General features: G+C 74.5%; 26 protein-coding genes. 16 read left to right on the forward strand and 10 right to left on the reverse strand.

Translation table 11 applies throughout. The features are described 5' to 3' along the window. Positions 1-177: 177 nt before the first annotated feature. Positions 178-1,227 (reverse strand): zinc-dependent alcohol dehydrogenase family protein, encoded by a 1,050-nt coding sequence (locus tag BIV28_RS11145; protein ID WP_423221537.1) that lies wholly within the window; start codon positions 1,225-1,227, stop codon positions 178-180. 119 nt (positions 1,228-1,346) lie between these two features. On the opposite strand from BIV28_RS11145, the gene BIV28_RS11150 reads away from it, so the two are divergent. Further along, positions 1,347-2,258: a universal stress protein gene (locus BIV28_RS11150; RefSeq protein WP_076261846.1), complete on the forward strand. Its 912-nt coding sequence runs from the start codon at positions 1,347-1,349 to the stop codon at positions 2,256-2,258. Between the two features lie 55 nt (positions 2,259-2,313). Here BIV28_RS11150 and BIV28_RS11155 read toward each other — a convergent pair whose 3' ends face one another. Continuing rightward, a complete protein-coding gene (locus BIV28_RS11155) occupies positions 2,314-2,568 on the reverse strand; it encodes a hypothetical protein (protein ID WP_076261848.1) in 255 nt (84 codons plus the stop codon). Between the two features lie 90 nt (positions 2,569-2,658). Next, on the reverse strand, positions 2,659-4,251 hold the full coding sequence (locus tag BIV28_RS19740) for a TIGR03618 family F420-dependent PPOX class oxidoreductase (RefSeq protein WP_083707259.1): 1,593 nt from the start codon (positions 4,249-4,251) through the stop codon (positions 2,659-2,661). A 179-nt stretch (positions 4,252-4,430) separates the two neighbouring features. Between BIV28_RS19740 and BIV28_RS11175 the strand changes: the two genes are divergently transcribed. After that, positions 4,431-5,546 (forward strand): acyltransferase family protein, encoded by a 1,116-nt coding sequence (locus BIV28_RS11175; protein WP_076261849.1) that lies wholly within the window; start codon positions 4,431-4,433, stop codon positions 5,544-5,546. Positions 5,547-5,589: 43 nt separating this feature from the next. Here BIV28_RS11175 and BIV28_RS11180 read toward each other — a convergent pair whose 3' ends face one another. The 7 genes from BIV28_RS11180 to flgN all read right to left on the reverse strand — a co-directional run bounded on the left by BIV28_RS11180 (position 5,590) and on the right by flgN (position 10,910). Then, a complete protein-coding gene (locus tag BIV28_RS11180; protein ID WP_242652916.1) occupies positions 5,590-6,552 on the reverse strand; it encodes a TerC/Alx family metal homeostasis membrane protein in 963 nt (320 codons plus the stop codon). Between the two features lie 254 nt (positions 6,553-6,806). Then, positions 6,807-7,178, reverse strand: a complete 372-nt coding sequence (locus BIV28_RS11185; RefSeq protein ID WP_207555928.1) for a YciI family protein — start codon at positions 7,176-7,178, stop codon at positions 6,807-6,809. A gap of 56 nt (positions 7,179-7,234) precedes the next feature. Beyond that, positions 7,235-7,438, reverse strand: coding sequence for a DUF7489 domain-containing protein (locus BIV28_RS11190; protein ID WP_076261855.1), 204 nt, complete (start codon positions 7,436-7,438; stop codon positions 7,235-7,237). Positions 7,439-7,714: 276 nt separating this feature from the next. After that, the gene (locus BIV28_RS11195; protein WP_076261857.1) at positions 7,715-8,077 is read right to left on the reverse strand and encodes a flagellar assembly protein FliW; all 363 of its coding nucleotides are present in this window, start codon (positions 8,075-8,077) and stop codon (positions 7,715-7,717) included. Then, positions 8,074-8,955 carry a flagellar hook-associated protein FlgL gene (gene flgL, locus BIV28_RS11200; RefSeq protein ID WP_076261858.1) on the reverse strand — a complete coding sequence of 294 codons (882 nt, stop codon included), beginning with the start codon at positions 8,953-8,955 and terminating at the stop codon, positions 8,074-8,076. The genes BIV28_RS11195 and flgL overlap by 4 nt, the downstream gene beginning before the upstream one ends. 1 nt (position 8,956) lies before the next feature. After that, the gene (flgK, locus tag BIV28_RS11205) at positions 8,957-10,378 is read right to left on the reverse strand and encodes a flagellar hook-associated protein FlgK (protein WP_076261860.1); all 1,422 of its coding nucleotides are present in this window, start codon (positions 10,376-10,378) and stop codon (positions 8,957-8,959) included. 55 nt (positions 10,379-10,433) lie between these two features. Further along, entirely contained in the window at positions 10,434-10,910 is a 477-nt protein-coding gene (gene flgN, locus BIV28_RS11210) for a flagellar export chaperone FlgN (protein ID WP_242652917.1), read from the reverse strand. Positions 10,911-11,192: 282 nt separating this feature from the next. On the opposite strand from flgN, the gene BIV28_RS11215 reads away from it, so the two are divergent. The 14 genes from BIV28_RS11215 to BIV28_RS11280 all read left to right on the forward strand — a co-directional run bounded on the left by BIV28_RS11215 (position 11,193) and on the right by BIV28_RS11280 (position 23,129). After that, positions 11,193-12,038, forward strand: a complete 846-nt coding sequence (locus BIV28_RS11215; RefSeq protein WP_076261863.1) for a flagellin N-terminal helical domain-containing protein — start codon at positions 11,193-11,195, stop codon at positions 12,036-12,038. Between the two features lie 179 nt (positions 12,039-12,217). Continuing rightward, positions 12,218-13,630, forward strand: a complete 1,413-nt coding sequence (fliD, locus tag BIV28_RS11220; protein ID WP_076261865.1) for a flagellar filament capping protein FliD — start codon at positions 12,218-12,220, stop codon at positions 13,628-13,630. 11 nt (positions 13,631-13,641) lie between these two features. Beyond that, positions 13,642-14,190, forward strand: a complete 549-nt coding sequence (gene fliS, locus BIV28_RS11225) for a flagellar export chaperone FliS (protein ID WP_076261867.1) — start codon at positions 13,642-13,644, stop codon at positions 14,188-14,190. Continuing rightward, positions 14,183-14,497, forward strand: a complete 315-nt coding sequence (locus tag BIV28_RS11230; protein ID WP_083707261.1) for a hypothetical protein — start codon at positions 14,183-14,185, stop codon at positions 14,495-14,497. The genes fliS and BIV28_RS11230 overlap by 8 nt, the downstream gene beginning before the upstream one ends. A 170-nt stretch (positions 14,498-14,667) precedes the next feature. Continuing rightward, on the forward strand, positions 14,668-15,009 hold the full coding sequence (locus BIV28_RS11235) for a flagellar basal body rod protein FlgB (protein WP_076261870.1): 342 nt from the start codon (positions 14,668-14,670) through the stop codon (positions 15,007-15,009). Beyond that, complete coding sequence (locus BIV28_RS11240; protein ID WP_076261872.1) at positions 15,009-15,404, forward strand: flagellar basal body rod protein FlgC; 396 nt, start codon at positions 15,009-15,011, stop codon at positions 15,402-15,404. The genes BIV28_RS11235 and BIV28_RS11240 overlap by 1 nt, the downstream gene beginning before the upstream one ends. Continuing rightward, the gene (fliE, locus tag BIV28_RS11245; RefSeq protein ID WP_076261874.1) at positions 15,401-15,703 is read left to right on the forward strand and encodes a flagellar hook-basal body complex protein FliE; all 303 of its coding nucleotides are present in this window, start codon (positions 15,401-15,403) and stop codon (positions 15,701-15,703) included. The genes BIV28_RS11240 and fliE overlap by 4 nt, the downstream gene beginning before the upstream one ends. Further along, positions 15,703-17,316: a flagellar basal-body MS-ring/collar protein FliF gene (fliF, locus tag BIV28_RS11250; protein ID WP_076261876.1), complete on the forward strand. Its 1,614-nt coding sequence runs from the start codon at positions 15,703-15,705 to the stop codon at positions 17,314-17,316. Before fliE ends, fliF begins: the two co-directional genes overlap by 1 nt. Further along, entirely contained in the window at positions 17,313-18,362 is a 1,050-nt protein-coding gene (gene fliG, locus BIV28_RS11255; protein WP_076261877.1) for a flagellar motor switch protein FliG, read from the forward strand. Before fliF ends, fliG begins: the two co-directional genes overlap by 4 nt. Next, on the forward strand, positions 18,352-18,978 hold the full coding sequence (locus BIV28_RS11260) for a FliH/SctL family protein (RefSeq protein ID WP_076261879.1): 627 nt from the start codon (positions 18,352-18,354) through the stop codon (positions 18,976-18,978). Before fliG ends, BIV28_RS11260 begins: the two co-directional genes overlap by 11 nt. Continuing rightward, entirely contained in the window at positions 18,975-20,282 is a 1,308-nt protein-coding gene (locus BIV28_RS11265) for a FliI/YscN family ATPase (RefSeq protein ID WP_076261880.1), read from the forward strand. Before BIV28_RS11260 ends, BIV28_RS11265 begins: the two co-directional genes overlap by 4 nt. Continuing rightward, on the forward strand, positions 20,279-20,716 hold the full coding sequence (locus BIV28_RS11270) for a hypothetical protein (protein ID WP_076261882.1): 438 nt from the start codon (positions 20,279-20,281) through the stop codon (positions 20,714-20,716). Before BIV28_RS11265 ends, BIV28_RS11270 begins: the two co-directional genes overlap by 4 nt. Further along, positions 20,713-21,804 (forward strand): C40 family peptidase, encoded by a 1,092-nt coding sequence (locus BIV28_RS11275; RefSeq protein WP_076261884.1) that lies wholly within the window; start codon positions 20,713-20,715, stop codon positions 21,802-21,804. The genes BIV28_RS11270 and BIV28_RS11275 overlap by 4 nt, the downstream gene beginning before the upstream one ends. Further along, a complete protein-coding gene (locus BIV28_RS11280; RefSeq protein ID WP_076261885.1) occupies positions 21,804-23,129 on the forward strand; it encodes a flagellar hook-length control protein FliK in 1,326 nt (441 codons plus the stop codon). The genes BIV28_RS11275 and BIV28_RS11280 overlap by 1 nt, the downstream gene beginning before the upstream one ends. Positions 23,130-23,137: the final 8 nt, after the last annotated feature.

Consider the following 23,137-nt stretch of genomic DNA (forward strand, 5'->3'; position numbering starts at 1 on the left):
CTCCATGAGGTCGTCGACGCGTACCGACCTGCCTTCAGCCCCTCGCCGCAGGCGACGACTGGGCTCGGCCTCCGAACCCATGGTTCGAGCATAGGCTTCCCCGGTCGGACCGGGGCCGCGTTGCAAGGATCGTTGCGCGGATCCCGGCGACGCGCACGACCCGCGTCGGGCGGGCGCTCAGGCGTCACGGGCGTCGATCACCGCGACGCCGGCGAACCGGCCCGCGAAGAGGTCGTCGAGTGCCCGGTCGGCCTCCTCGAACGGGTAGCCCACGACGTCGGCGCGCACCGAGAGGGCCGACGCGAGGCGCAGCAGCTCCTCGCCGTCCGAGCGCGTGTTGGCCGTCACCGACGTGAGCCGCTTCTCGTGGAAGAGGTGCGCTTGGTAGTCGAGCGGTGGCACCTGCGAGAGGTGGATGCCCGCGAGGGCGACGGTGCCGCCGCGGTCGAGGGCCGCCAGCGCGACCGGGACGAGCTCGCCGGCGGGAGCGAAGACGATGGCCGAGTCCAGCGGCACCGGCGGTGCGTCGTAGGGGCCTGCGGCCGAGGCGACCCCGAGGGAGAGCGCGAGCCGACGCGCAGCGTCGCCGCGGGTCAGCACGTGCACCTCGGCGCCCTGCGCCAGCGCGATCTGCGCGGTCAGGTGCGCGCTGGCGCCGAACCCGTAGATGCCGAGCCGGCCGCCGGGTGGCAGGGCGGCCCGGCGGAGCGCGCGGTAACCGATGATGCCGGCGCAGAGCAGCGGCGCCGCTTGCTCGCTCGGCAGCCCGGCGGGCAGGGCGTACGCGTACGCGGCCGGCGCGACGACGAACTCGGCGTAGCCGCCGTCGGCGTCCCAGCCGGTGAAGGTGGCGTCGGGACAGAGGTTCTCGCGCCCCGCCCGGCACCAGCGGCAGGCGCCGCACGTCCCGCGCAGCCAGGCGAGTCCGACCCGCTCGCCCACGGCGAAGCGGGCGGCTCCGGGCCCGGTCTCCACGACGTGCCCGACCACCTCGTGCCCGGGCACCACCGCGCTGCGGTGCACGGGCAGGTCCCCGTCGGCCACGTGGAGGTCGGTGCGGCAGACGCCGCACACGTCCACCCGCAGGAGCACCTCGCCGGGCCCGGGGGAGGGCACCGCCCGCTCGCAGAGGCGGATGCGCTCGCGGCGTCCGGGCGTGCCCGTCACCTCCCACGCCCGCATCCGCGTCGGACGCGGCCCGGGGTGCGCTCCCTCGTCGCCTGTCATGTGCCCTCCCGCTGCGCCGTGGCCAGCCTGCACCCCGGCCGTGAGCCGGGACAAGGCCTTTCGGCCCTTCTCCGATGCCGTGGACCGACCAGACTGGGCATCGGGCGAAGGAGCACGTCATGACGAACCGCGCGCGGTCCGGGGCCGTCCTCGTCGGGTACGACGGCCGGCGGAGCACCCACGCCGCCCTGGCCTGGGCGACGCACGAGGCCGAGTCGCGCGGGCTGCCGCTGCACCTCGTCCACGCACTGACCGGCGACGACGAGCCGCGGCCCGGGTCGGGAGCGGCGCACCGGGCCCAGGAGGCCACCGACGCGGCGCTCGCGCTCGTCGAGCAGCTGGCCCCCGGGCTCGAGGTCCACGCCGAGACGGTCGTCGGCCCTCCCGCGCGCGAGCTGCTGTCCCGGGCGCGGACGTGTGCCGTCGTGGTGCTCGGCGGGCGCCGCCACGACGACGACGCGCTGACGCACGGCCACGCCGTCGCCGAGCAGCTCGCCGGACGCTGCGGGTGCCCGCTCGTCGTCGTGCGGGACACCGCGCACCTCACCGCGACGCCGAGCTACGCCGGCCGGGCGGGCCACCGGCAGCGGGTCATGGTCGGCGTCGACGGCAGCGGGTCGTGCGGTGCGGCCGTCGAGTTCGCCTTCGACCGCGCGAGCCGGCTGGGCCTGGGCCTCACCGTCCTGACGTGTCGCTGGCGCCAGGAGACGTGGCCGCACGGCGCGGACGCGGTCGACTGGGCGGCCCCGCCGCAGGAGGAGCAGGCCCGGCTCGTCGGCGAGGAGCTCGCCGGACGGCGCGACGCCCACCCGGACGTCGACGTCGAGACGCGGCTCGTCGGCGGCCACCCGGTCGACGCGCTCATCGAGGAGTCGGCCGCCTCGGAGATGCTCGTGCTCGGCAGCCGCGGGTGCGGCGGGTTCGAGGGGCTGACGCTCGGCTCGGTGAGCCGCCGCGTGCTCACCCACGCCCGCACGCCCGTCGCCGTCGTGCCGTCCGAGCCGCAGTCGTCGCAGCAGTCGTCGCACTGACGCGCGTCGGGACGCAGGCGCATCGGGACGCGTCGGGAACGGACGCGCGCCGGGGTCAGTGGCCGTGCATCGGCAGCCGCAGGGTGGCGCGGCGGCGGCGCAGCGCCGTGACGACGAGACGCTGGCGCCGGAGCAGCAGCCGGCGCTCCGGGTTGACGACGAGCCGGCCGCCCAGCACGACCAGGGTCGGCGTATGGCGCAGGCGGTCCTCGATGCCGGCCAGCGTGCCGATCAGCTCACGGATCGACAGCGTGGCCAGGTGGGGGCCGTGCTCGTCGATGGCCGTGGACAGGTGCTGTGCGTGTGCCATGCCTGACTCCAATGTCGTTCGGTCACGGTCGGTCGGTCACGGTCGGTACGGACGGTCGGGGGGCGTGCGAGGGGCGCCTCGGGCGGGGGGTCAGACCCGGCGGGGCACGTTGCCGGTCAGGCCGAACACCCAGCGCATCATCTTGTGGCCGGCATCGGCCGTCGGGTCGAACATGAGCGGGCAGCCGCCGTCGATGACGGTCATGCCGTGCCCGCGACCCCACTGGGTCGCCTCCTCGGAGACGCTGCCGGCACCCGGTCCGCGGTGCATCCACACCTGCTTGATGCCGAGCCCCGCACACTCCTCGAGCGTGGCGAGGGCGTGGTCGGGACGCGTCCCGATGACCACGGCCTCGACGCCGCCGGGGATGGCCCCGAGGTTGGGGTAGGCGGGGTCGCCCTCGACCTCGGACGCGTTCGGGTTCACCGCGTAGACGTCGTAGCCGCGGGCGCGCAGGCGCTGGTAGACGGCGTTGCTGCCGTGCGAGGCCGGGGTGCGCGAGACACCCGTGACGGCAACCCGCTTGTGGCTCAGGAAGTCTGCTGCGGCGTCGTTGATCGATGGCATGCGCTGTGTCCCCTCGCGGTGGCGCGTGGTCGCGCCGCTCCTCGACGCGTCCACGATCTCCCGTTCGCTCGGGCCCGGGGCAGGGCCGAAGGTCCCCGGTCGGGGACGGAGGTCCCGGTCAGGGACCGGCGTGGATCGCGTCGCAGGTGACGCGGCGGGCGTGCAGCCGGCAGATGACCCGGGTCTCCGCCGAGGCCCGGGCGGCGGGGTGCACGTGGCCGTAGAAGGCGGGCTGTCGGTGTAGGTGCGGGTCAGGGCGTCGAGGTGCTCCAGGGCCCCGTCGCGCACCAGCTCGACGACGCCACGGATCTGGACGTAGCGCGACGTGTCGTCCGGGTCGACGACGAGCAGGCTCGCCCTCGGGTCGGCGAGCAGGTTGCGGCCCTTCTGGCGCTCGAGGGTCGTGTTGACGCGGGCGCACTCGCCGTCGGCGTCGAGCCACACGAGGCTCGACTGCGGCCGGCCCCGGCGGTCCATCGTCGTGAACACGCCACAGATCCCGCGGTGGAGCAGGTCGAGGTGCGAGCGCGGGACCGGGCCACCGGCGTCGGGCGGGACCGCCTGACGGGCGGGCGGCCGGGCGGCCGGCTGGACGGGTGGCGCGGGCCTCGGCCCCGCTGGTCGCGTCGCCGCGGACGGCTCCTCGTCGACCGCGACCACGTGCCGGGGCCTGATCCGGCACAGGACGGGCCGCTCGGTTTGCGCGTAGTGCTCGGGGGCGACGTCGCCGAAGTAGTGCACGGGGCGCCCGACGTAGGCGGAGGCGATGGCGTCGAGGTGCTCCCGGGCGCCGTCCTCGTCGAGGCCGACGACCGTGCCCCGCACCTCGAGGTAGCGCAGCGGCCGGCGCGGGTCGTAGCCGAGGATGGCCACCTGCGGGCGACGTCGCATGTTGCGCTCCTTGGCGAACCCCCGCATCGTGTTGACGCGCACCATCCCGCCGTCGAGGTCGCACCAGACCACCGAGGTCTGCGGGGAGCCGTCGCGGGCGACCGTCGTGAGCGCGGCGACGCGCGGGTGCTGCACGAGGTCGGTGCACGCGTTAGGGATGACGCCGGGCGCCGGGCCCGCCCGCGGGGCCCGGCCGGCTCTCGGGACACCGGTCGGCACCGTCACGGGTCGAGGCTCGCGCGTCCGGCGCCTCGGGGGCAGGGGCGATGGTCCCCGAACCGGGGCCGTGACTCCTGTGTCACAGCCGCGGTGTCACCGGTGCCCGTCCTCCTAGGCTTGAAGTGGCACCCGCGACCGTCGCGGTCACCCGCCCGACGGCCCACCGGGGGCCCGGAGGTGATGGCATGGACGCGACGACGGCACCCCTGGTCCACCCCGTCACCCGACCCGGTGGCGCGCCGCGGTCGGCGTGGGCCGACAACCTCAAGGTGGTGCTCGTCACCGGGGTCGTCGTGGCGCACACGACGATGGCCTGGACCCACGTGGGCAATTGGGCCTTCCTCGAGCCGGTCGTGCGTGACCCGCTCCTGTCGGTGCTGGCCCTGGCGACCGTGGCGGTGGGCCTCTTCGGCATGCCGCTGTTCTTCCTCGTGGCCGGGTACTTCACGCCGAACTCGTTCTCGCGCAAGGGTCTCGGCCGCTTCATCGGCGACCGGGCCGTGCGGCTCCTCCTGCCGATGCTGGCCTTCGCCCTGCTGCTCAGCCCGCCCATCGAGTACGTCGACCCGCAGAACGCCGGCTGGGCCGGCGGGTTCGTGGAGTTCCTGCCCCACGTCCTGTGGGTGCCGGTGCCCGGGCCGACGTGGTTCCTCGGCGTGCTGTTCCTCTTCTCGGCCGGGTACGGCCTCCTGCGACAGGCGCGGCCGGCTCCCGCCGGCGCGTCCGGGGCGCCGTCGGTACGGTCCCTCCTCGCCGTGGCGCTCGCCGTCGCCGTCGCGGGCTTCCCGATCATGGTCGTCGCACCGCTCGGCCAGGAGGTCTGGCGCCTCGCCGTGGCGCAGGCGCCCGCGTGGCTCGCCGGGTTCGCCCTGGGCGTCGTGGCGCGTGAGCGGGGCTGGCTGCCCTTCGATCGCGAGCTCGCGCGCCGGCTCCGGTGGACCGCGTGGTCGGCGTTGCTCGCGTGCCTCCTCGTGTTCGTCCTCGCCGACGTCTCGGGCACCGACCTGGCGCTGCTGCTCGGCGGCGGATCCTGGCAGTCCGCCGTCGTCGCGCTCGTCGAGGGCCTGCTCGTCGTCTTCGCTCGCTCTGGGTCGTCGACCTGTTCCAGCGCCGGTTCGACGCGCAGGGTGCCCGTGGAGTGGTCCTGGGCCGGGCCGCGTACGGCGCCTTCCTCGTGCACCAGGGCGTGCTCGTCGCGCTCGTGCTCGGCTCCCACGTGCTGGCCTGGCCGCCCGAGGTGTCCTGGGCCGCCGTCACCACCCTGGGGGTGGCGGGCTCGTTCGGCGTCGGCGTCCTGCTGACGCGCGTCCCGGGGATCAGACGCGTCGTGTGACCGCGGGGGCCTCAGGAGGTGGCGCGCTGCTCGTCGATCCAGTTCTTGCCGAGGCTGGCCAGCGCGGAGGCCGCGAGCACCGCGACGATGAACCCGAGCGAGGTGACAATGCCGATCTCCGGCAGGGCGAGCGAGCCGATGTGGTCGATGTGCGAGCCGTGCAGGGCCTCGATGATGAGCTTGACGCCGATGAAGGCGAGGATCGCCGACAGCCCGATGTTGAGGTAGATGAGCCGCTCCAGCAGCCCGCCGACGAGGAAGTAGAGCTGACGCAGCCCCATGAGGGCGAACGCGTTGGCCGTGAAGATCACGAAGGCGTCCTGGGTCAGCCCGAAGATCGCCGGGATCGAGTCGAGGGCGAACACGACGTTGGCCAGCGCGATCGCCGACACCGCGATGACGAGCGGCGTCCAGTGGCGGCGCCCGTCCTGGCGGACCGAGAGCCGGTCCCGGTGGTAGTCGCGCGTCATCGGCAGGACGCGGCGCATGGCCCGCAGCACCCGGTACTCGCCGAACTCGGGCTCGTCGTCGCCCCGCAGGAGCGAGACCGCGGTGTAGATGAGCAGGATGCCGAAGAGGTAGAAGGTCCACGACGCCGCGGCGATGAGGGCGGCTCCGGCGAAGATGAACACCGCCCGCAGCGCCATCGAGATGACGATGCCGAGGTAGAGCACCTTGTCCTGGGCGAAGGGCGGCACCGCGAACTTCGTCATGATGATGACGAAGACGAAGAGGTTGTCGACCGACAGGCTGTACTCGGTGATGTAGCCGGAGAAGAACTCGGCCCCGGTGCGGCCCCCGATCGTCAGCGACAGCACGAGGCCGAAGGCCAGGGCCAACGACACGTAGAAGGTCACCCACTTCGTGGCCTGGCCGAGCGTCACCTCACCGTCGCGACGCGCGATGACCCGCAGGTCGACGAAGACGATGACGGCGAGGAGCGCGAGCGTGGCGACCCAGGCGTAGACGGGCACGGCGCTGATCATGAAACCTCCGGAGGCACAGGACATCTCCGGAGGTCTCCTCCGCCGACGAGCGTCGGCCCCGGACACCGGAACAGCAACGGTGCTGTTCGTGATGACGACATCCGGAGTTGGGAGTACTCCCCTCCACCGCGGGGGACCTTACCGGCCGCGCGGCCGCCCCGCATCCGGGGTCCGGATCGTGGCGTGGCTCGGCGTGGCGTGGCGTGGGCGTGGCGTGGGCGTGGCGTCGTGGGGCGTCGGGGTCAGGCAGGGATGGTGTCGCCGGGGAAGCCGAGACAGGGCAGGACCTCCACGGTCATCATCCCGGCCTGCACGCAGGGGTCGGCCGCCATCAGCTCGCCGGCCTCGTCGGCAGACAGGGTCAGGACGGCGATGCCGGCCACGGTGTCGGACAGCACCGGGCACAGCACCGCGATGACGCCCTCGGCACGCAGCGACACCATGCGCCGCTGGTGCTCGAACTCGATCGCGTCGGCCCCCTCCTGGTGGCGGTCCGGAGCCCAGCGCAGCTGGGCGACGCTGTACGGCCTCGCCGTCGCGGCCAGCTGCTGGATCTGCTCGTCCGTCACGGCCTCGCTCATCGTCCGCTCTCCCAGTCCCTCTGTGGTCGTCACGTCTGCAGGCGCTGACCGCGCGGTCGAACGTCTCCGCCTGCTCGCCGGCCGGGCGGTCAGGAGGACCGCTTCACCGGGTCGGCTCCCGGCTCCTTGCTGACGCGGTCGCCGACCTCGAGACTGTCCCACAGCTCGCGGTCGACGCGGACCTTGGTGACCCCGCCGTCGGCGAGGCGAAGCTCGAGGCGTCGGTAGAGGTTCGACCCGTCGAGCAGGCCGCGGGACTTCTTGACGACGGTGCCGTCCCAGGACTCAGGCATGTGCACGTTCCTTCCGGTAGGCGCCAGAGCGGTTCGTGACGCGTGAACCACTCTGGCGCACCGGGTGCCCCACGGGCATCGGTCGAAGGTCGCGACCCACCCGTCCGAAAGTCGTAGGTCGGCCCGTCGCGTCACTACCAGCGTCTCGGCACTGGAGCGCGGTCCCGTGACGTCGGGGGCGTGCGGCCGACGCCCGTCCGCGTCCATTCGCAGACGTTGCCGGTGCCGATGGTGCGCAGTCGGGCCCTGGCCGACGCCGAGCCGGCCTCGGGCGGGTCAGGCGCCGAGCGGGGCGCGGAGGTCCCAGCCCTCGAGGATGGCCTGGACGGCGCGGCCCTCCGCCTCGTTGACGAGGACCGGAGCGGCGAGGTTGACCGACGTGCCGGACTCGCCCGGCGTCGCGACGACGAGGATGCGTGCCGGCTCGTCGGGCTCGAGCCCGATCGACGCGCTCGGCACCTCGACCTCGGGGGAGTAGGACGGTGCGTACACCGCGGCGTCGAGCACGAAGAGGCGCACGTCGGGCGCGTCGGAGGGGCGCAGGCTGAAGACGCCCTCGGCGCCGTCGACCGCGTCGAGCTGGTAGACGGTGTGGGGCGCGAGGCCGGGCAGGGGCTGCTCGAAGACGAGGGTACTCATCGCAGGAACTCCGTGAGGCTGGGCTGGAGGACCTTCGCCGTGACGGCGAGGGCGGCTTGGTAGGCGGTCTGTTGCAGCTGGAGGTCGAGCACGGCCTGGCCGAGGTCGACCTCTTCGATCGCAGTGCGGCGCGAGGTCAGCGCGGTGGTGGCCTCGGTGGCGGTCTGGCTGGCCCGCTGGAGCAGGGTCGTGCGGGTGCCGGCCTCGGCCCGCGCCGCGACGACGTCCTTCAGGGCGCCGTCGAGGGCGCCGAGCCGGGCCGTCGGGTCGACACCGGCGCGGAGGTCGGCGGCGATGTCGTCGAGGACCGTGAAGGCCGAGGTGGACCCGCTGCCGAACGCGCTGCGGCCGTCGGCGTCGACGGCGACGGTGGCGTCGGGGCCGACGCGGCGCACGACGCTGCCCGGGGCGCCGTTGAAGGTCGGCGGGGTGCCGTCGGTGAAGGCGGCGTCGGCGTCGGACGTGCCTGCGAAGACGCTCCGGCCCAGGTAGCGCGTGTTGGCCGCGGACAGCAGGTCGGCGCGCAGGCCGTCGACGACCGTGGCGAGGGCGTCGCGGGCGTCCTGGGTCAGCGAGCCGTTGCCGCCCTGCACGACGGCGTCGCGCACCTGGCGCAGCACCCCGGTCGCGCCGTCGAGCGCGGAGTCGATGGTGGCCAGCCACGCGGAGCCGTCGTCGATGTTGCGCTGGTACTGGGCCTGCGCGGCGAGGTCGCCACGGACGCGGAGGGCCTCGCCCGTGCCGGCCGGGTCGTCGGACGGCCGGGTGATGCGGGCCCCCGAGGTGGCGGTCTGCTGGGCGGAGGCCAGCCGCGACTGCCGCTCGCCGAGCGCGCGCTGCGCGGCGAGGGACATCGACTGGTCGGTCACTCGGAGCATGTCAGCGTCCTACCATCCCGGTGCGGTTGATGAGGGTGTCGAGGGCTTCGTCGACGGCGGTGAGCACGCGGGCCGCGGCCTGGTAGGCGTGCTGGGAGGCCATCAGGCTGACGCTCTCCTCGTCGAGGCTCACCGAGGCGCCCGACACCTGGGCGTGCCGGGCGTTGCCGGCGGCGGTGTCGGCGATCGTCGCCTGCTGCGTGGCGGCCCGCGACGCGCTGCCCGTCGCGGTGACGAACGCGGCCCACCGGGCGTCGGGGGAGCCGGCGCCGCGGGCGAGCTGGGCGATGGCGTCGGCGGTGCTGCCGTCGAGCGCGCCGGCACCCACGGCTCCGGTCGCGAGGCCGGACGCGTCGGTCGGGACGACGGACAGCCCTCGCGCGGCAGGCAGGCTCGGGTCGATACGGAAGAAGTCGAGGCCGGTGGCGCCGGTGGAGCTCTGGCCGGTGCGGTGCACGGCGTTGACGGAGGCGGCGATCGTCGTGGCGACGGCGTCGTAGGACGCCGCGGCCTCGGCGATGGGCCCGCCGGTGCCGCCGGCGGCCGGGGCGAGCGTCGACAGGGCGCCGGCGATGCTGCCGCCCTCGAGGCCGACCTCGTGGCCCGGCTGGTCGGCCCACTCGAGCCGCAGCGCCGAGGACGTCGTGTCGGCCATCGACGCCGCGCCGACCAGCGCGACCGGGCGCGCGGTGTCGCCGCGCACGAGCGCGTTGCCGCCGACGTACACGGTGACGGTGCCGTCGGCCTCGTCGCGGACCGACGCGCCGGCCAGCGAGGAGATCGACTCCGTGAGCCGAGCCCGCGCGTCGATGAGCTCGTTTGGCGAACCGCCCTGTGCCACGGCCGACCTGATCTGCTTGTTGAGCGAGGCCACCTGTGCCGCAGCGTCGTTCAGGGAGGCGACCATGCCACGGGTGTCGGTGGCGGTGTCGTTCCACTGCGCCTCCAGGGCTGCGCGGCCGCTCGACAACGTCGACGCCAGCTGCCCCCCGGCGCTGAGGAGCGCGCTCGCCGGACCGGCCTCGCCGGGGTGGTTGGCGACGTCCTGCCACGCGGACCAGAACACCTGCAGACGCGTCGAGAGCCCGTCGGTGCCCGGCTCGCGCAGCGTCGCCTCGATGCGGTCGAAGGCGGCGGAACGCTGCGCCGTGTACCCGGCCGACGAGGCGGTGGTGCGCACCGACGCGTCGAGGAGCGCGCTGCCCAGGCGGGCGATGCGGTCGACCGAGACCCCTTGTCCTGCTTGCGGACCCGTCGTGCCGAGCCATCCGGATGCGGGAGCACTGATCGAGGACTGCTCGATGCGCTGGCGGGTGTAGCCGTCGGTGCCGACGTTCGCGACGTTGTGACCGGCGAGGTCCATGGCCTGCTGGGCCGCCGACAGCCCGCGGAAGGCGGTGTTCAGGGCGCCGAAGGTGCTCATGGTGACCCTTCTGGTGAGAGGTTGGTCAGGAGGTCGGGGCGGGCAGCGGGCACGGTCAGAGGTTGCGGTCGAACAGGTGCGCCTCGCCCTGCGCGGCCGCCCGTCCCTGCGAGTCGTAGGTGGTGGCCGCGGCGTCGGTGCTGGCGAGTGTCTCCTGCGTGGACCGCGCTGCGGCCCTGAGGAACTGGGCGTTGGCGTCGCGCAGCTGGCGGATCGCCGCCGACTGGTCGGTCATCGCCGTCAGGTGCGCCGACAGGATGTCGGCCCAGGCGGCCTCGGTGGCGCCGGCGGCGAGGTCGCGCAGGCTGGCGTCGTCCGGCAGGCCCCACTCGTGGGCGACCGCCGCTGCGGCGGCGGCGCGTTCGAGACCGGCGACGCGCAGCCGCTCGAGCACCTGCTCGACCTCGCGCGTCGCGTGGGAGAGCCAGCGCGTCTTGCCGGCCGTGAGGAGCAGCTGCTCCTCCTCGAGCTTGAAGGTCAACAGGTCCAGGAGCTCACGCTCGTACCAGAGCAGGGCCGACAGGTCCTGCACCGTCGAGCCGACCTTCGCCCCCGGGCCGCCTTCCCCGGCCTTTCGAGCCCCGCCATCCACCCGAGCTTCCCCCATCCAGAGACGTCGCGGACCGGCGCACTCCGCACCGTCAGTCTCCACTATCGGCAGCGGCCCACGACGGATTAGGCCCTCGGTAAAGGCGCGGTAAAACCGAAGTTCCCCTCGATGGCCGCTAACGCATCGGGAGGGGCTGCCGACAGTGGCGGCTGAGGGCCCACGGACGGGCCCGGAACCACCCACCCGTTTCATGGAGGAACCACGATGGCTCTCACCGTCAACACCAACCTGTCGGCTCTCCAGGCCTACAACAGCCTCTCCCGCACGTCCGCCAGCATGGCGAGCTCGATGGCCAAGCTCTCGAGCGGCCTGCGCATCAACACCGCTGCCGACGACGCCGCCGGCCTGACGATCTCCGAGGGCCTCAAGGCCCAGGTCAACGGCTACGGCATCGCCGCCCGCAACGCGCAGGACGGCATCAACATGATCCAGACCGCCGACGGCGCGATGGGCGAGGTCCACTCGATCCTGCAGCGCATGCGCGACCTCGCGGTGCAGGGCGCCAACGACTCGAACAACGCCGACTCCCGCACCGCCATCGCCAAGGAGGCCGGTGACCTCTCCCGCGAGCTCTACCGCATCGCCGAGGGCACCAACTTCAACGGCATCGACCTGCTCAAGGGCGGCAGCAAGGCCTTCCAGGTCGGCGCCGGCGGCACCGCCAACGACACGATCTCCGTCACCCTCGCGACGGCCGCCACCGACACGGGCACGCTCGCGTCGGCCGACGGCACCGCCGCGGGCGCGGGCTTCGACGTCTCGACGAACGCGGCCGCGCAGACGACCATCACGGCGATCGACACGGCCATCAAGGCCGTCTCGACGAGCCGTGCGGGCCTCGGCGCCGTGCAGAACCGCCTCAACCACGCGCTCAACATCGCGAACGTCTCGTCGCAGAACCTCGCGGCGTCGCAGTCGCACATCACCGACACCGACATGGCGCAGGAGATGGTCAACTACACGAAGACCAACATCCTGTCCCAGGCCGGCACGGCGATGCTCGCCCAGGCCAACCAGTCCGGCCAGCGCATCCTCAAGCTGCTCGGCTGAGCCGCTTGACCCGCACGGGGGCGTAGCCGACGGCGGCCGGGGGACCCGAACCCGGCCGTCGTCGGCGTCCCGCCGTCGGACCCCTCGCCGGACCCCTCGCCGGAACCAACACCGGCACCACCACCGGAACCAACGCTGGAACGAACGCCGGACGCGTCGACGGACACAAGGAGCACCTCGTGGGAGTCTCGGTCAACGGCCTCGGCAGCGGGCTCGACATCACCTCGATCGTCACCTCGCTCCTGAACGTCGAGGCCCTGCCGCAGCAGCAGCTCAAGCAGGCGCAGTCGCAGCAGGAGAGCCTGATGACGGTCCTGCGCACGCTCAACACCAAGGCGTCCGCGCTCGGCACGCTCGCGGCCAAGGTCGCCGCGCCGAACGCGCTCAACCTGCTCAGTGCCACCTCGAGCACGACCGGGATCACCGCGACGGCCGGCACCACGGCCACGGCCGGCACCTTCGACCTCACGGTGACGCGGCTGGCCCGCACCCAGGTCGACGTGACGGCCCCGCTCGGCACCTGGCCGACCGACGCCGGTGGTGCCCCGACCCACCTGACCCTCGTCGACGCGACCGGCGCGAAGACCGAGGTCGCCCCCGCGAGCGCGTCGCTCGACGACGTCGTGGCCGCGATCAACGCCTCCGGCGGCCCGGCGCGTGCCCTCAAGGTCGGCGCCGGCACCGACGGCAGCGGCGCCCCGCTCTACCGCCTCCAGCTGACCTCGACGCGTCCCGGTGCCGCGGGTGCCTTCAGTGCCTTCGAGGGCACGCCCGCCGACGTCACCGCCGGCACGGCCACCGACCTCATGAGCCACCCCGGCGCGGCCGTCGTCTCGCCCGCCCAGGACGCCACCGCGCTGCTCTACGCGGGCACCCCGGCCGAGCAGGCCATCACGTCGGCGACCAACACCTTCGCCGACATCGTGCCGGGCGTCTCCGTCACGGCCACCGCGGCCGGCGTCGGCACCGCGACGACCATCACCGTCACCGGCGACACCGCGGCCGTCGCCAAGCAGGCGAGCGACCTCGTCTCCTCCGTCAACGACCTGCTCGGCGCGATCGCCGGCAACACGAAGGTGACGACGACGTCCGGGGCCTCCGGCGTCTCGTCGGCCCAGGGCGGCCTGCTCACCGGCGACTCCACGGTCCGCGGCATCGCGACCGCCGTCACCGACGCCACCTACCGCCCGACGAGCAACGGCCGCTCGCCCTCGGAGATCGGCATCGTCATCCAGCGCGACGGCACGTTCACCTTCGACCAGGACAAGCTGACCGCGGCCCTCGCCGCCGACGCGTCGGGCACCCGCGCCGCCCTCGCCGAGGTCGCCGGCCGCGTGGCCACCGCCGCCAAGAACGCCTCGGCCCCGGTGAGCGGCTCGATCACCCAGCTCATCGCCGGTCGGCAGTCGGTGTCCGACGACCTCGGCACGCGCATCGCGAGCTGGGACCAGCGCCTCGCCGACCGCCGCACCCAGCTGTTCGCGCTGTACAACGCGATGGACAGCGCCCTCGGCACCCTGAAGTCCCAGCAGTCCTGGCTCACGAGCCAGATCGCCGGGCTCCCGAGCTTCTCGCAGCAGAACACCAAGTAAGGACACGACGCGTGACCAACGCAGCCAACGCGCGCCAGCAGTACGCCCGCGACGCCATCCTGTCGGCGAGCCCCGCGCGCCTCCTGACGATGCTCTACGACCGGCTCCTGCTCGACCTGCGCCGGGCCGAGGCCGCCCAGGAGGCGTCCGACTGGCCGGCCGCGAACACCCAGCTGCTCCACGCGCAGGACATCATCGCCGAGCTGTCCTCGACCCTGCGCTCCGACGTCTGGGACGGGGCCGACGGCCTGCGCGGCCTCTACGAGTACGTGCGGATGGCGCTCGTCAACGCCAACATCCACCGCGACGTCGCCCGCACCCGCGAGGCGATCACGCTGCTGACGCCGCTGCAGGAGGCGTGGCACGCGGCCGCCGGGGCGCTGCAGGACGCGACGCCGTCCGGGTCCGCCGGGCAGGCCGCGCCGGTCGCGTCGCCCACGTCACCCGCGCCGGCCGGTTCGGCCGGTTCGGCGGGTTCGCCCTGGTCGGCGGCGTCCTCCACCGTGTCCTCCACCGTGTCCTCGACCGGTGGCGAGCGAACGGTGCACGCCGTTGGCTGAGAGCTGGGACGCCGTCCTCGACCGCCTCGAGACCGACCTCGCCGCCGTCGAGCGGTCGCTGGCCGAGCGGGCGCCGACCGAGTCCGACGTCGAGGCGGCGCAGCTGCGCACGTGGGTGCCTCCGCGCGGCCTCGGCCCGCTGCCAGACCGGCTCATCGACCGGGCCCGCGAGCTCGCCGCCGCACAGGCGCGCGTCGCCGAGCGCCTCGACCTGCTCCACACGGCGACCGCCCACCAGCTGTCGGCGCTGCGGTCCCTGCCGGCGACGCCTCCGAGGACGCCGGTGTTCGTCGACGTCCGGGGCTGAGGCCCCGCGCGACGCCCGCAGCGGCCTCCGGACGGCGGCCCCGGAACCCGGCACCGACCGGCACTAACGCGGGTCGAGGACCTGCCGATAGGGACCGTCGAGCACGGATTGCTCTCCGCGTCAGGCCACGGATCGGCCACTTCCCCTCGCGATTCTCAAGCAGGAGAACTGTGCTCGATTCCGTGACGTCCGCCGCGCTCACGAGTGCCCTCGACGGCCTCTCGCAACGCCAGCGCGCCATCGCCGACAACATCGCCAACGTCAACACCCCCGGCTACCACGCCCAGCGCGTCGCCTTCGAGGACGCGCTCGCGGCATCGGTGCAGGCCGGAGACGGCCGGGCGGCCGCGACGACGTCGCTGTCGGCCGAGCCGACCCGGCTCAACGGCAACAACGTCAACCTCGACACCGAGACGCTGTCGAACATCGACACGGTGCTGCGCTTCCAGTTCGCGAGCCAGGCGATGAACACCCAGTTCGCCGGCATCCGCGCGGCGCTGAGGACGAGCTGATGACCTTCGACGCCATCGGCATCGCCGGCACGGCCCTGACCGTGCACCGCAAGTGGCTCGACGCCGTCGCCGACAACCTCGCCAACGTCAACAACGCCGCGCCGACGAGCGGGCCGGCCTTCCAGGCCCGCTACGTCGAGGCCCAGGCGGGCGCAGGCACCTCGGGCGTCTACGTCGCCGGCATCCGGGAGGGCGACGCCGCCGGTCGCCTCGTGTACGAGCCGGACAACCCGATCGCCGACGCCGAGGGCTACGTGCGCTACCCCGACATCGACATGAGTGAGCAGATGGGCTCGCTGATCATGGCCCAGCGCGGCTACCAGGCCAACGCCCAGGTGGTCGACCGCGCCCGGACGATCTACGAGTCGGCGCTGCAGATCGGCAGGTCCTCGTGAGCATCGCGCCCGTCGGCCCGGTCGGCCCGGTCCTCGGGTCCGTCACGGCCCCGACGGGTCCCGCGGCGACGAGCGGTGGCGGCGGCTTCGCCGCGAGCCTCGCCGGTGCCGTCGACGACCTCCAGCAGCTGCAGTCGACCTCCAACCAGCTCGCCGTCCAGGCCGTCACCGGCAGCCTCGACGACATCCACTCCGCGACGATCGCGGCGACCCGCGCCCAGGTGACGCTCGAGGTCGCGGCAGCCCTGCGCAACAAGGGAGTCGACGCCTTCAACGAGATCATGAGGATGCAGGCCTGATGCCCCCGTTCCTGACGTCCGCGGCCCAGCGCCTCGGCACCACCGTCAAGGGTTTCACCGTCGGCCAGAAGACGGTGGCGGCCATCGGCCTCGCCGTGCTCGCCCTCGGTGCCGTCGCCCTGACGAGCTGGCTCACCAGGCCGAGCTACAGCCCGCTGTTCACCGGCCTGGCCAGCGCCGACGCGAGCGCCGTCGTCCAGCAGCTGACCAAGGACGGCGTGCCCTACCAGCTCGCCGACGGCGGCTCGAGCGTCCTCGTCCCGCAGGAGAACGTCTACGACGAGCGGCTCAAGGCGGCGTCGGCGGGCCTTCCGGCGGCGCCCGCGTCGGGCTACTCGCTGCTCGACAAGATGGGCGTCACGTCCTCGGAGTTCCAGCAGAACGTCACGTACAAGCGGGCCATCGAGGGCGAGCTCGGCACGACGATCTCCCACCTCGAGGGCGTGCAGACCGCGTCGGTGCAGCTGGCGATCCCCGAGAAGACCGTGTTCACCTCGCAGCAGGGCGAGCCCACGGCGTCGGTGTTCGTGCAGACGCTCCCGGGCCAGACGCTCTCGGCCGACAAGGTCGACGCCATCGTCCACCTCACCTCGGCGGCCGTGCCCGAGCTCAAGGCGGCCAACGTGTCGGTCGTCGACGCATCGGGCACCGTGCTCTCGGCCGTCGGCGTCGGCACGAACGGCTCGGGCTCGAAGCAGGCGAGCGAGTACCAGCAGCGCACCCAGGCCTCCGTGCAGGCCGTCCTCGACAAGGTGCTCGGGCCCGGCAACGCCACGGTCGCCGTGACCCCCGAGATCGACACGAACTCCGCGCAGCAGACGTCCGAGACGTTCGCCGGCGTCAAGAACGTGCCGCCGCTCAGCCAGTCGACGACGACGGAGAAGTACCGCGGCACCGGCACCTCCCAGGGGTCCGGCGTGCTCGGCCCCGACAACATCGCGGTGCCCGGCGGCACCGGCGGCAACGGCTCCTACGACTCGACGAAGGACACCCGCGACAACGCGGTCAACAAGGTCACCGAGGAGCGCACCATCCCGGCGGGCGCCCTGAAGCGCCAGTCGGTCTCGGTCGCGATCAGTGCCGCCGCCGCGCGCAACCTCAACGTCCAGGACCTGCAGAACCTCGTGTCGGCCGCGGCCGGCATCGACACCACCCGCGGCGACGTGCTGTCGCTGCAGGTGCTGCCGTTCAGCACCGCGGCGGCCGACCAGGCCAAGGCGGCGCTCGCCGCGCAGCAGGCCCAGGACGAGGCCCAGGCCGGCGCGCAGCTCATGACGACCCTCGTCTGGGCCGGGGTGCTGCTGCTCATCGCCATCGCGGTGCTCGTGCTGTGGCTGCGCTCGCGCCGCCGCGCGGTCCGCGAACCGGTCGACCTCGAGGGCGAGCTCGTGGCCGACGAGGTGCCGGCGATCGCCGGGCCCGACTCGACGATGGTGCTGCCGGCCGTGCGCGTCACGCCCGACCTCGGCGCCGTGCCCGAGCTGCCCGGCCCGAGCGAGGACGTCCTCGACGCCGAGCGCCGCCGGGCCCAGGTCAACCGGCTCGGGGCGGCCGAGCCGCTCAAGACCGCCGAGCTGCTCCGCGGTCTCATGGACGAGCGGCAGCCGGTATGACCCTCGAGACGACGACCCTGTCAGCGCTGACGACCGCCTCGCACCTCACCGGCACGCAGAAGGTCGCCATCGTCCTCATGCAGATGAGCCCCGAGAGCGCCGCCGCGGTCATGGGCCACTTCAGCGACTCCGAGGCCGAGGACATCGCCGCCGAGATCGTGCGACTGAGCCGCGTCGAGCCGTCGGTGTCGGAGGAGGTCATCGCCGAGTTCCACGAGCTCGCGGTGTCGGGCCGGCGCACGACGCTCGGCGGGCGCGACTTCGCCGTCGGGCTGCTCGAGTCCTCGTTCGGGCCGAACCGCGCCGCGGGCGTCATGGACCGGCTCGCCTCGACGATGGCGGGCAAGTCCTACGACTTCCTCGAGAGCGTCGACCCCTCGCAGCTGCTCAGCCTCCTCGACGGCGAGCTGCCCGAGACGATCGCCCTGGTCCTGGCGCACCTGCGGCCCGAGCAGGCCTCGCACGTCATCGCCGGGCTCGGTGCGGCCCGGGCCGCCGACGTCGCCCACGCCGTCGCGACGATGGGCACCCCGACCCCGGAGGCCGTGCGCGTCGTGGCCGACGACCTCCGGGCACGCACCGGGGCGGCCATCGCCGCGGGGCCGCGCCAGCAGCGGGCCCTCGGCGGCATCCAGCCACTCGTCGACATCATCAACCGGTCCGACGCCGCCACCGAGCGATCCGTGCTCGACGCGCTGGCCGAGCGCGACCCGGTCCTCGCCGAGGAGGTCCGCAGCAAGATGCTGACCTTCGCCGACATCGTCAAGCTCGAGCGCAAGGACGTCCAGCTCGTCCTCCGCGGCCTCGACGCCGCCGTCCTCGCGCGCGCCATGAAGGGCGCGCCGCAGCCGGTCGTCGACACCATCACCGGCAACATCTCCGACCGCATCCGCGAGATCCTCGAGTCCGAGCTCGCCGCCCTCGGCCCGGTCCGCGCCTCCGAGGTGGAGGAGGCCCGCGCCGACATCGTCCGCTCGATCCGCGACCTCGAGGAGGCCGGCACCATCACGCTGCGCCGGGCCGAGGAGGACGACCTTGTCTACTGACACCTCGTTCGGCGGGTCGGCCTACCCGACGCGCCACGCCCCGGAGGCCGTCGTCTTCCCGGCGCTCGACCTCATGGGCGAGACCGAGGGGTACACGCGCGGCCACGCCGCCGGGTACGCCGCCGGGCTGCGCCGCGCCGCCGACGAGGTGGCCGCCCGCGAGTCCGAGCTCGTGGCCCGGCACGCCGCCGCCGTCGCCGCCGAGCGGGCCCGCACCGACCGGGCCCTCGCGGTCCTCGACTCCGCGGCCCGCGCCCTCGAGCTGCGCACCGCGCCGGTGCTCGCCGATGCCGACGCCCAGCTCGTCGCCGCCGCCGTCGAGCTCGCCGAGGCCATCGTCGGGTGCGAGCTGTCCGACGCGCCGCACGGGGCACGCGCTGCCCTGGCCCGGGCGCTGTCGGCGCCCGACGCGTCGTCGGTCACGGTGGTGCGCCTGCACCCGGACGACCTCGCCCTCGTTGAGGACTCGGTCGACGCGTCCAGGGTCGAGCTCGTGGCCGACGCTGGTCTCTCGCGTGGTGACGCCGTCGCCGTGTACCCGGACGGCGAGCTCGACGCCCGGATCGGCTCGGCGCTGGCCCGGGCCCGTTCCGCCGTGTCGGGGGAGCCGGCGTGAGGGGCCTCGCCGACGTCCTCGACGCCGCCGCGCCCGAGCGCGTCGGCACGGTCACGGCCGTGCGCGGCCTCGCCCTCGAGGTGGCCGGGCTGCCGTGCGCCGTCGGTGACCACCTCGAGGTGGCCGCCGACGCCGGCGTGCCCACCCGCGCCGAGGTCGTCTCGTCCGCGCGCGGGACCCTGACCTGCATGCCGCTGGGGCCGCTCGCCGGCCTGCGCGTCGGACAGCCCGCCCGTGCCGTGCGCGGTGGCCCGCACGTGCCCACCGGCCCGGCCCTGCTCGGGCGCGTCCTCGACGGCCTCGGCCGCCCCATCGACGGCCGCGGCCCGCTCGTCGCCCCGACCGTGCGCCCCTCGGACCGGGCCCCCTCGCCGATGGAGCGGGCGCGCATCGACACCCCGCTCGCCACCGGCGTCCGTGCCCTCGACACGCTCGTCACCCTCGGCCGCGGCCAGCGCATCGGCCTGTTCGCCGGCTCGGGCGTCGGCAAGTCCTCGCTGCTGTCGATGATCGCGCGGGGGAGCGAGGCCGAGGTCTGCGTCATCGCCCTCGTCGGCGAGCGCGGCCGCGAGGTGCGCGAGTTCCTCGAGGACGACCTCGGGGCCGAGGGCCTGGCCCGGTCGGTCGTCGTCGTCGCGACCTCCGACGAGCCCGCCCTCGTGCGCCTGCGCGCCGCCGACACCGCGACGAGCATCGCCGAGTCGTTCCGCGCCGACGGCGCCCACGCGCTGCTCATGATGGACTCGCTGACGCGGGTCGCCATGGCGCAGCGGGAGATCGGGCTCTCCGCGGGCGAGCCGCCGGCCACCCGTGGCTACCCGCCGTCGGCCTTCGCGCTGCTCGCCCGCCTCCTGGAGCGGGCCGGCACGGCCCGCTCCGGTTCCGTGACCGGCATCTACACCGTCCTCGTCGACGGTGACGACCACAACGAGCCCGTCGCCGACACGGCGCGCTCGATCCTCGACGGCCACGTCGTCCTCGACCGCAAGCTCGCCGTCATGGGCCACTACCCGCCCATCGACGTCCTCGGCTCGATCTCGCGTGTCGCCTCGAAGGTCAACCCGCCCGAGCGCACCGCCGCCGCGACCGCCCTGCGCCGTGTCCTCGCGGCGCGGAGGTCGGCCCAGGACCTCATCGACGTGGGCGCGTACACCCGCGGGGCCAACCCGCTCGTCGACGCCGCCCTCGACCAGGCCGCGCCGATCGAGGCGTTCCTGACCCAGCACCTCGACGACCGCACCGCGGCCGAGGACGCCTGGGCCGCCCTTGTCCGACTCACGACGACCCTCGGGGGGCCGCGATGACCCAACCGTTCTCGCTCGCCGGGCTGCTCCGGCTGCGCCGCCTCGAGGAGGACCAGGCCGCAGCGGTGTTCGGCGCCGCCGCGTCCCGGCACGCCGGCATCGCCGCCCGCACCGAGCGCGCCCTCGCCGAGGTGGACCGCCTGCCCACCGACGTCGACAGCCTCGACGTCATGCACACCATCGCCGCGGGTCGCGCGTCCTCGGCCGCCATGCTCACCGAGCTGCGGGCGCTCACGGACACCGCGGCCCAGGAGCGGGCGGTCGCCGAGCGCGACTTCGGAGCCGCCCGCGCCCGGACGCTCGGCCTCGAGAAGCTCGAGGCGCGGCACAGCTCGACCGTCCACGCCGCCGAGCTCGCCGCCGAGCAGGTCGTGCTCGACGAGCTGGGGTCCACCGCGCGCCTGCGCACGTCGGGCGAGGGGTCGCCGGCGTGAGCTTCACCGAGTCGCTGGGACGGATCCAGCAGATCGAGTCGACGCTGTCGCAGTTCGACCCGTCGGCGGCCTCGCGCGCGGCGTCGGCCGCGTCGGCCGGGTCGGCCCGCGCCGGCGGTGCGACCGGCGCGGGCGGGTCGACGGCCTTCGCCGACACGCTCGCCTCCGTGCTCGGCCCCGACGCCGCGCGGGGCCTCTCCGCGGCCGGTGACGCGACCGGCTCGACCGGCGGCGTCACCGGCGACCAGGTGGTCGCCGCGGCCAAGCGCTACGTCGGCGTGCCCTACGTGTGGGGCGGCACCGATCCGCGCAAGGGCATGGACTGCTCCGGCTTCGTCCAGCGCGTCTACGGCGACGTCGGCATCGACCTGCCGCGGCTCGTGCGCGACCAGATGAAGCGGGGCACCGAGGTGCCCTCGCTCGCGCAGGCCAGGCCCGGCGACCTGCTCGTCAGCCACGGCCACGGCCACGTCGCGATCTACCTCGGCGACGGCAAGGCCATCGACGCGCCCATGCCCGGCAAGACGATCCAGGTGCGCGACGCGTGGGAGATGCACGGCAACCTCACGACGATCCGCCGCATCGTGCCCGAGCGCGCGGCGGTCCCGTCGGGTGTGACCGCGCTCGGGCCGGGAACGGCGTCGCTCGACGCGACGCAGCGCGGCTACGCCCGCCTCATCGTCGACGAGGTCCGGGCCCAGGGCCTGCCGCAGCAGGCGGCCGTCAACGCGATCTCCACCGCCCTGCAGGAGTCGTCGCTGCGGATGTACTGGAACCCCAAGGTCGCCGGCTCGCAGGCCCTGGCTCCCGACCGGTCGGCGCGCGGCACCGACGGCTACTCGGTGGGCCTGTTCCAGCAGCAGGTGCACGGCTCGCGGTTCTCGTGGGGCACCGTCACCGACGCGATGGACCCGCGCACGTCGACCCGGATGTTCCTCGACCGGCTCACCGCGCTGCCGAACTGGCAGTCGATGCCGGTGGCCGCCGCCGACCAGGCGGTGCAGCGCTCCGCCTACCCCGACGCCTACGCCAAGTGGGAGGGCACGGCGCGCCAGATCGTCTCCGAGCTCTACGGGGCGGGGTCCTGATGCCGGCCGTCGTCTCCTCGGGGTCGGGTGCGACCCTTCCGGTGCCCGGCGCCGGCTCGGCCGGGGCGCGCGGTGCTGCCGCCGGTGCGCCGGGCGACTTCGTGGCCACCCTGGCCACACTCCTCGCACCCGCCTCGACGCCGGTGGCCGGCCCGCCCGCGACGGCTGCCGACCTGCCGGCCGCGCAGCCGGCCGGGACCGCCGACGGCAGCCCCGGGACCCTCGTCGCGGGTGGCCTCCTCGCGCCGGACACCCACGACGGCACCGACGCGCCGGACACGGCCGAGGCCCCGGACAGCGGGACCGTCGACCCGGACCTGGCTCTGGCGCAGCAGGTTCCGCAGATCCTCCTGACGGTGTCGCCGGCTGCCAGTGCCCCCGGCGTCGTCGCCGCCACGGCGGGCGACGGCCAGGGCGTGGCGGTGGGCGGGAGCGCGTCCGTCGCCCCCCTCGGTGCCCCGACCGCGTCGATCCTCGCTCCGCCGACGGCATCGGGGGGTGTCGTGGACCGCGGACCGGTATCCGCCGCCACCACCGCGTCGACCCCCGCTCCGCCGGTGGCGTCGGGCCCCGTGCCCGCCCTCGACGGGACCGCGCCCGGCACGTCCGGCGGGGCGTCAGCCCAGGCGCCCGACGCGTCGGCCGCCCAGGTCCCGGCGTCGCCGGTGCCGGGGCCGATGCCCAGCCTCGCCCACGCGCCGTCCGCCTCCGTCGCCGTCGTCGTGCCGCAAGCAGGCCCGGCGCCCAGGACGACCGACCCGTCGGCCGCCCCCGGAGCGCAGCCCGTGGCGGCCGTCTCGGCCCCGGCGGTCCCGACGACGCCCGTCGTCACCCAGGCGGCCCCCGCGTCCCCGAGCGCGCCGGCCACCCCCCAGCCGTTCGCCGAGCAGCTGTCCCGACCGGTCCTGCGCCTCGCCGCGGGCGCCCCGGGGGAGCACGTCCTCACGGTCCGCGTCAGCCCCGAGCACCTCGGGCCGGTCACGGTGCAGGCCCACATCGGCGCCGACGGCGTGCGCATCGAGCTGTTCAGCGGCTCCGACGCGGGACGCGCGGCCGTGCAGGCCGCGCTGCCCGACCTGCGCCGCGACCTCGCCGGCACGGGCCTCGGGGCGAGCCTCGACCTGTCCCACCGTCCCCACAGCGGCGCCCCCGCCCACGACCCGAGCGCCGGGGAGGGCCGCGGTGACCGCGGCGACACCGGCGGGCAGGGGCGCGACGGGAGCCGCGCCGACGCCCCGTCCCGGCTCGTCGCCGCTCCGGGCCACCACGCCTCCACCCCCTCCCAGCCGTCCCCAACCGTGGCCGTCCTGGACGTCCTCGCCTGAGAGAGAAG

Source organism: Intrasporangium flavum, from assembly GCF_001956915.1.
GTDB lineage: Bacteria > Actinomycetota > Actinomycetes > Actinomycetales > Dermatophilaceae > Monashia > Monashia flava.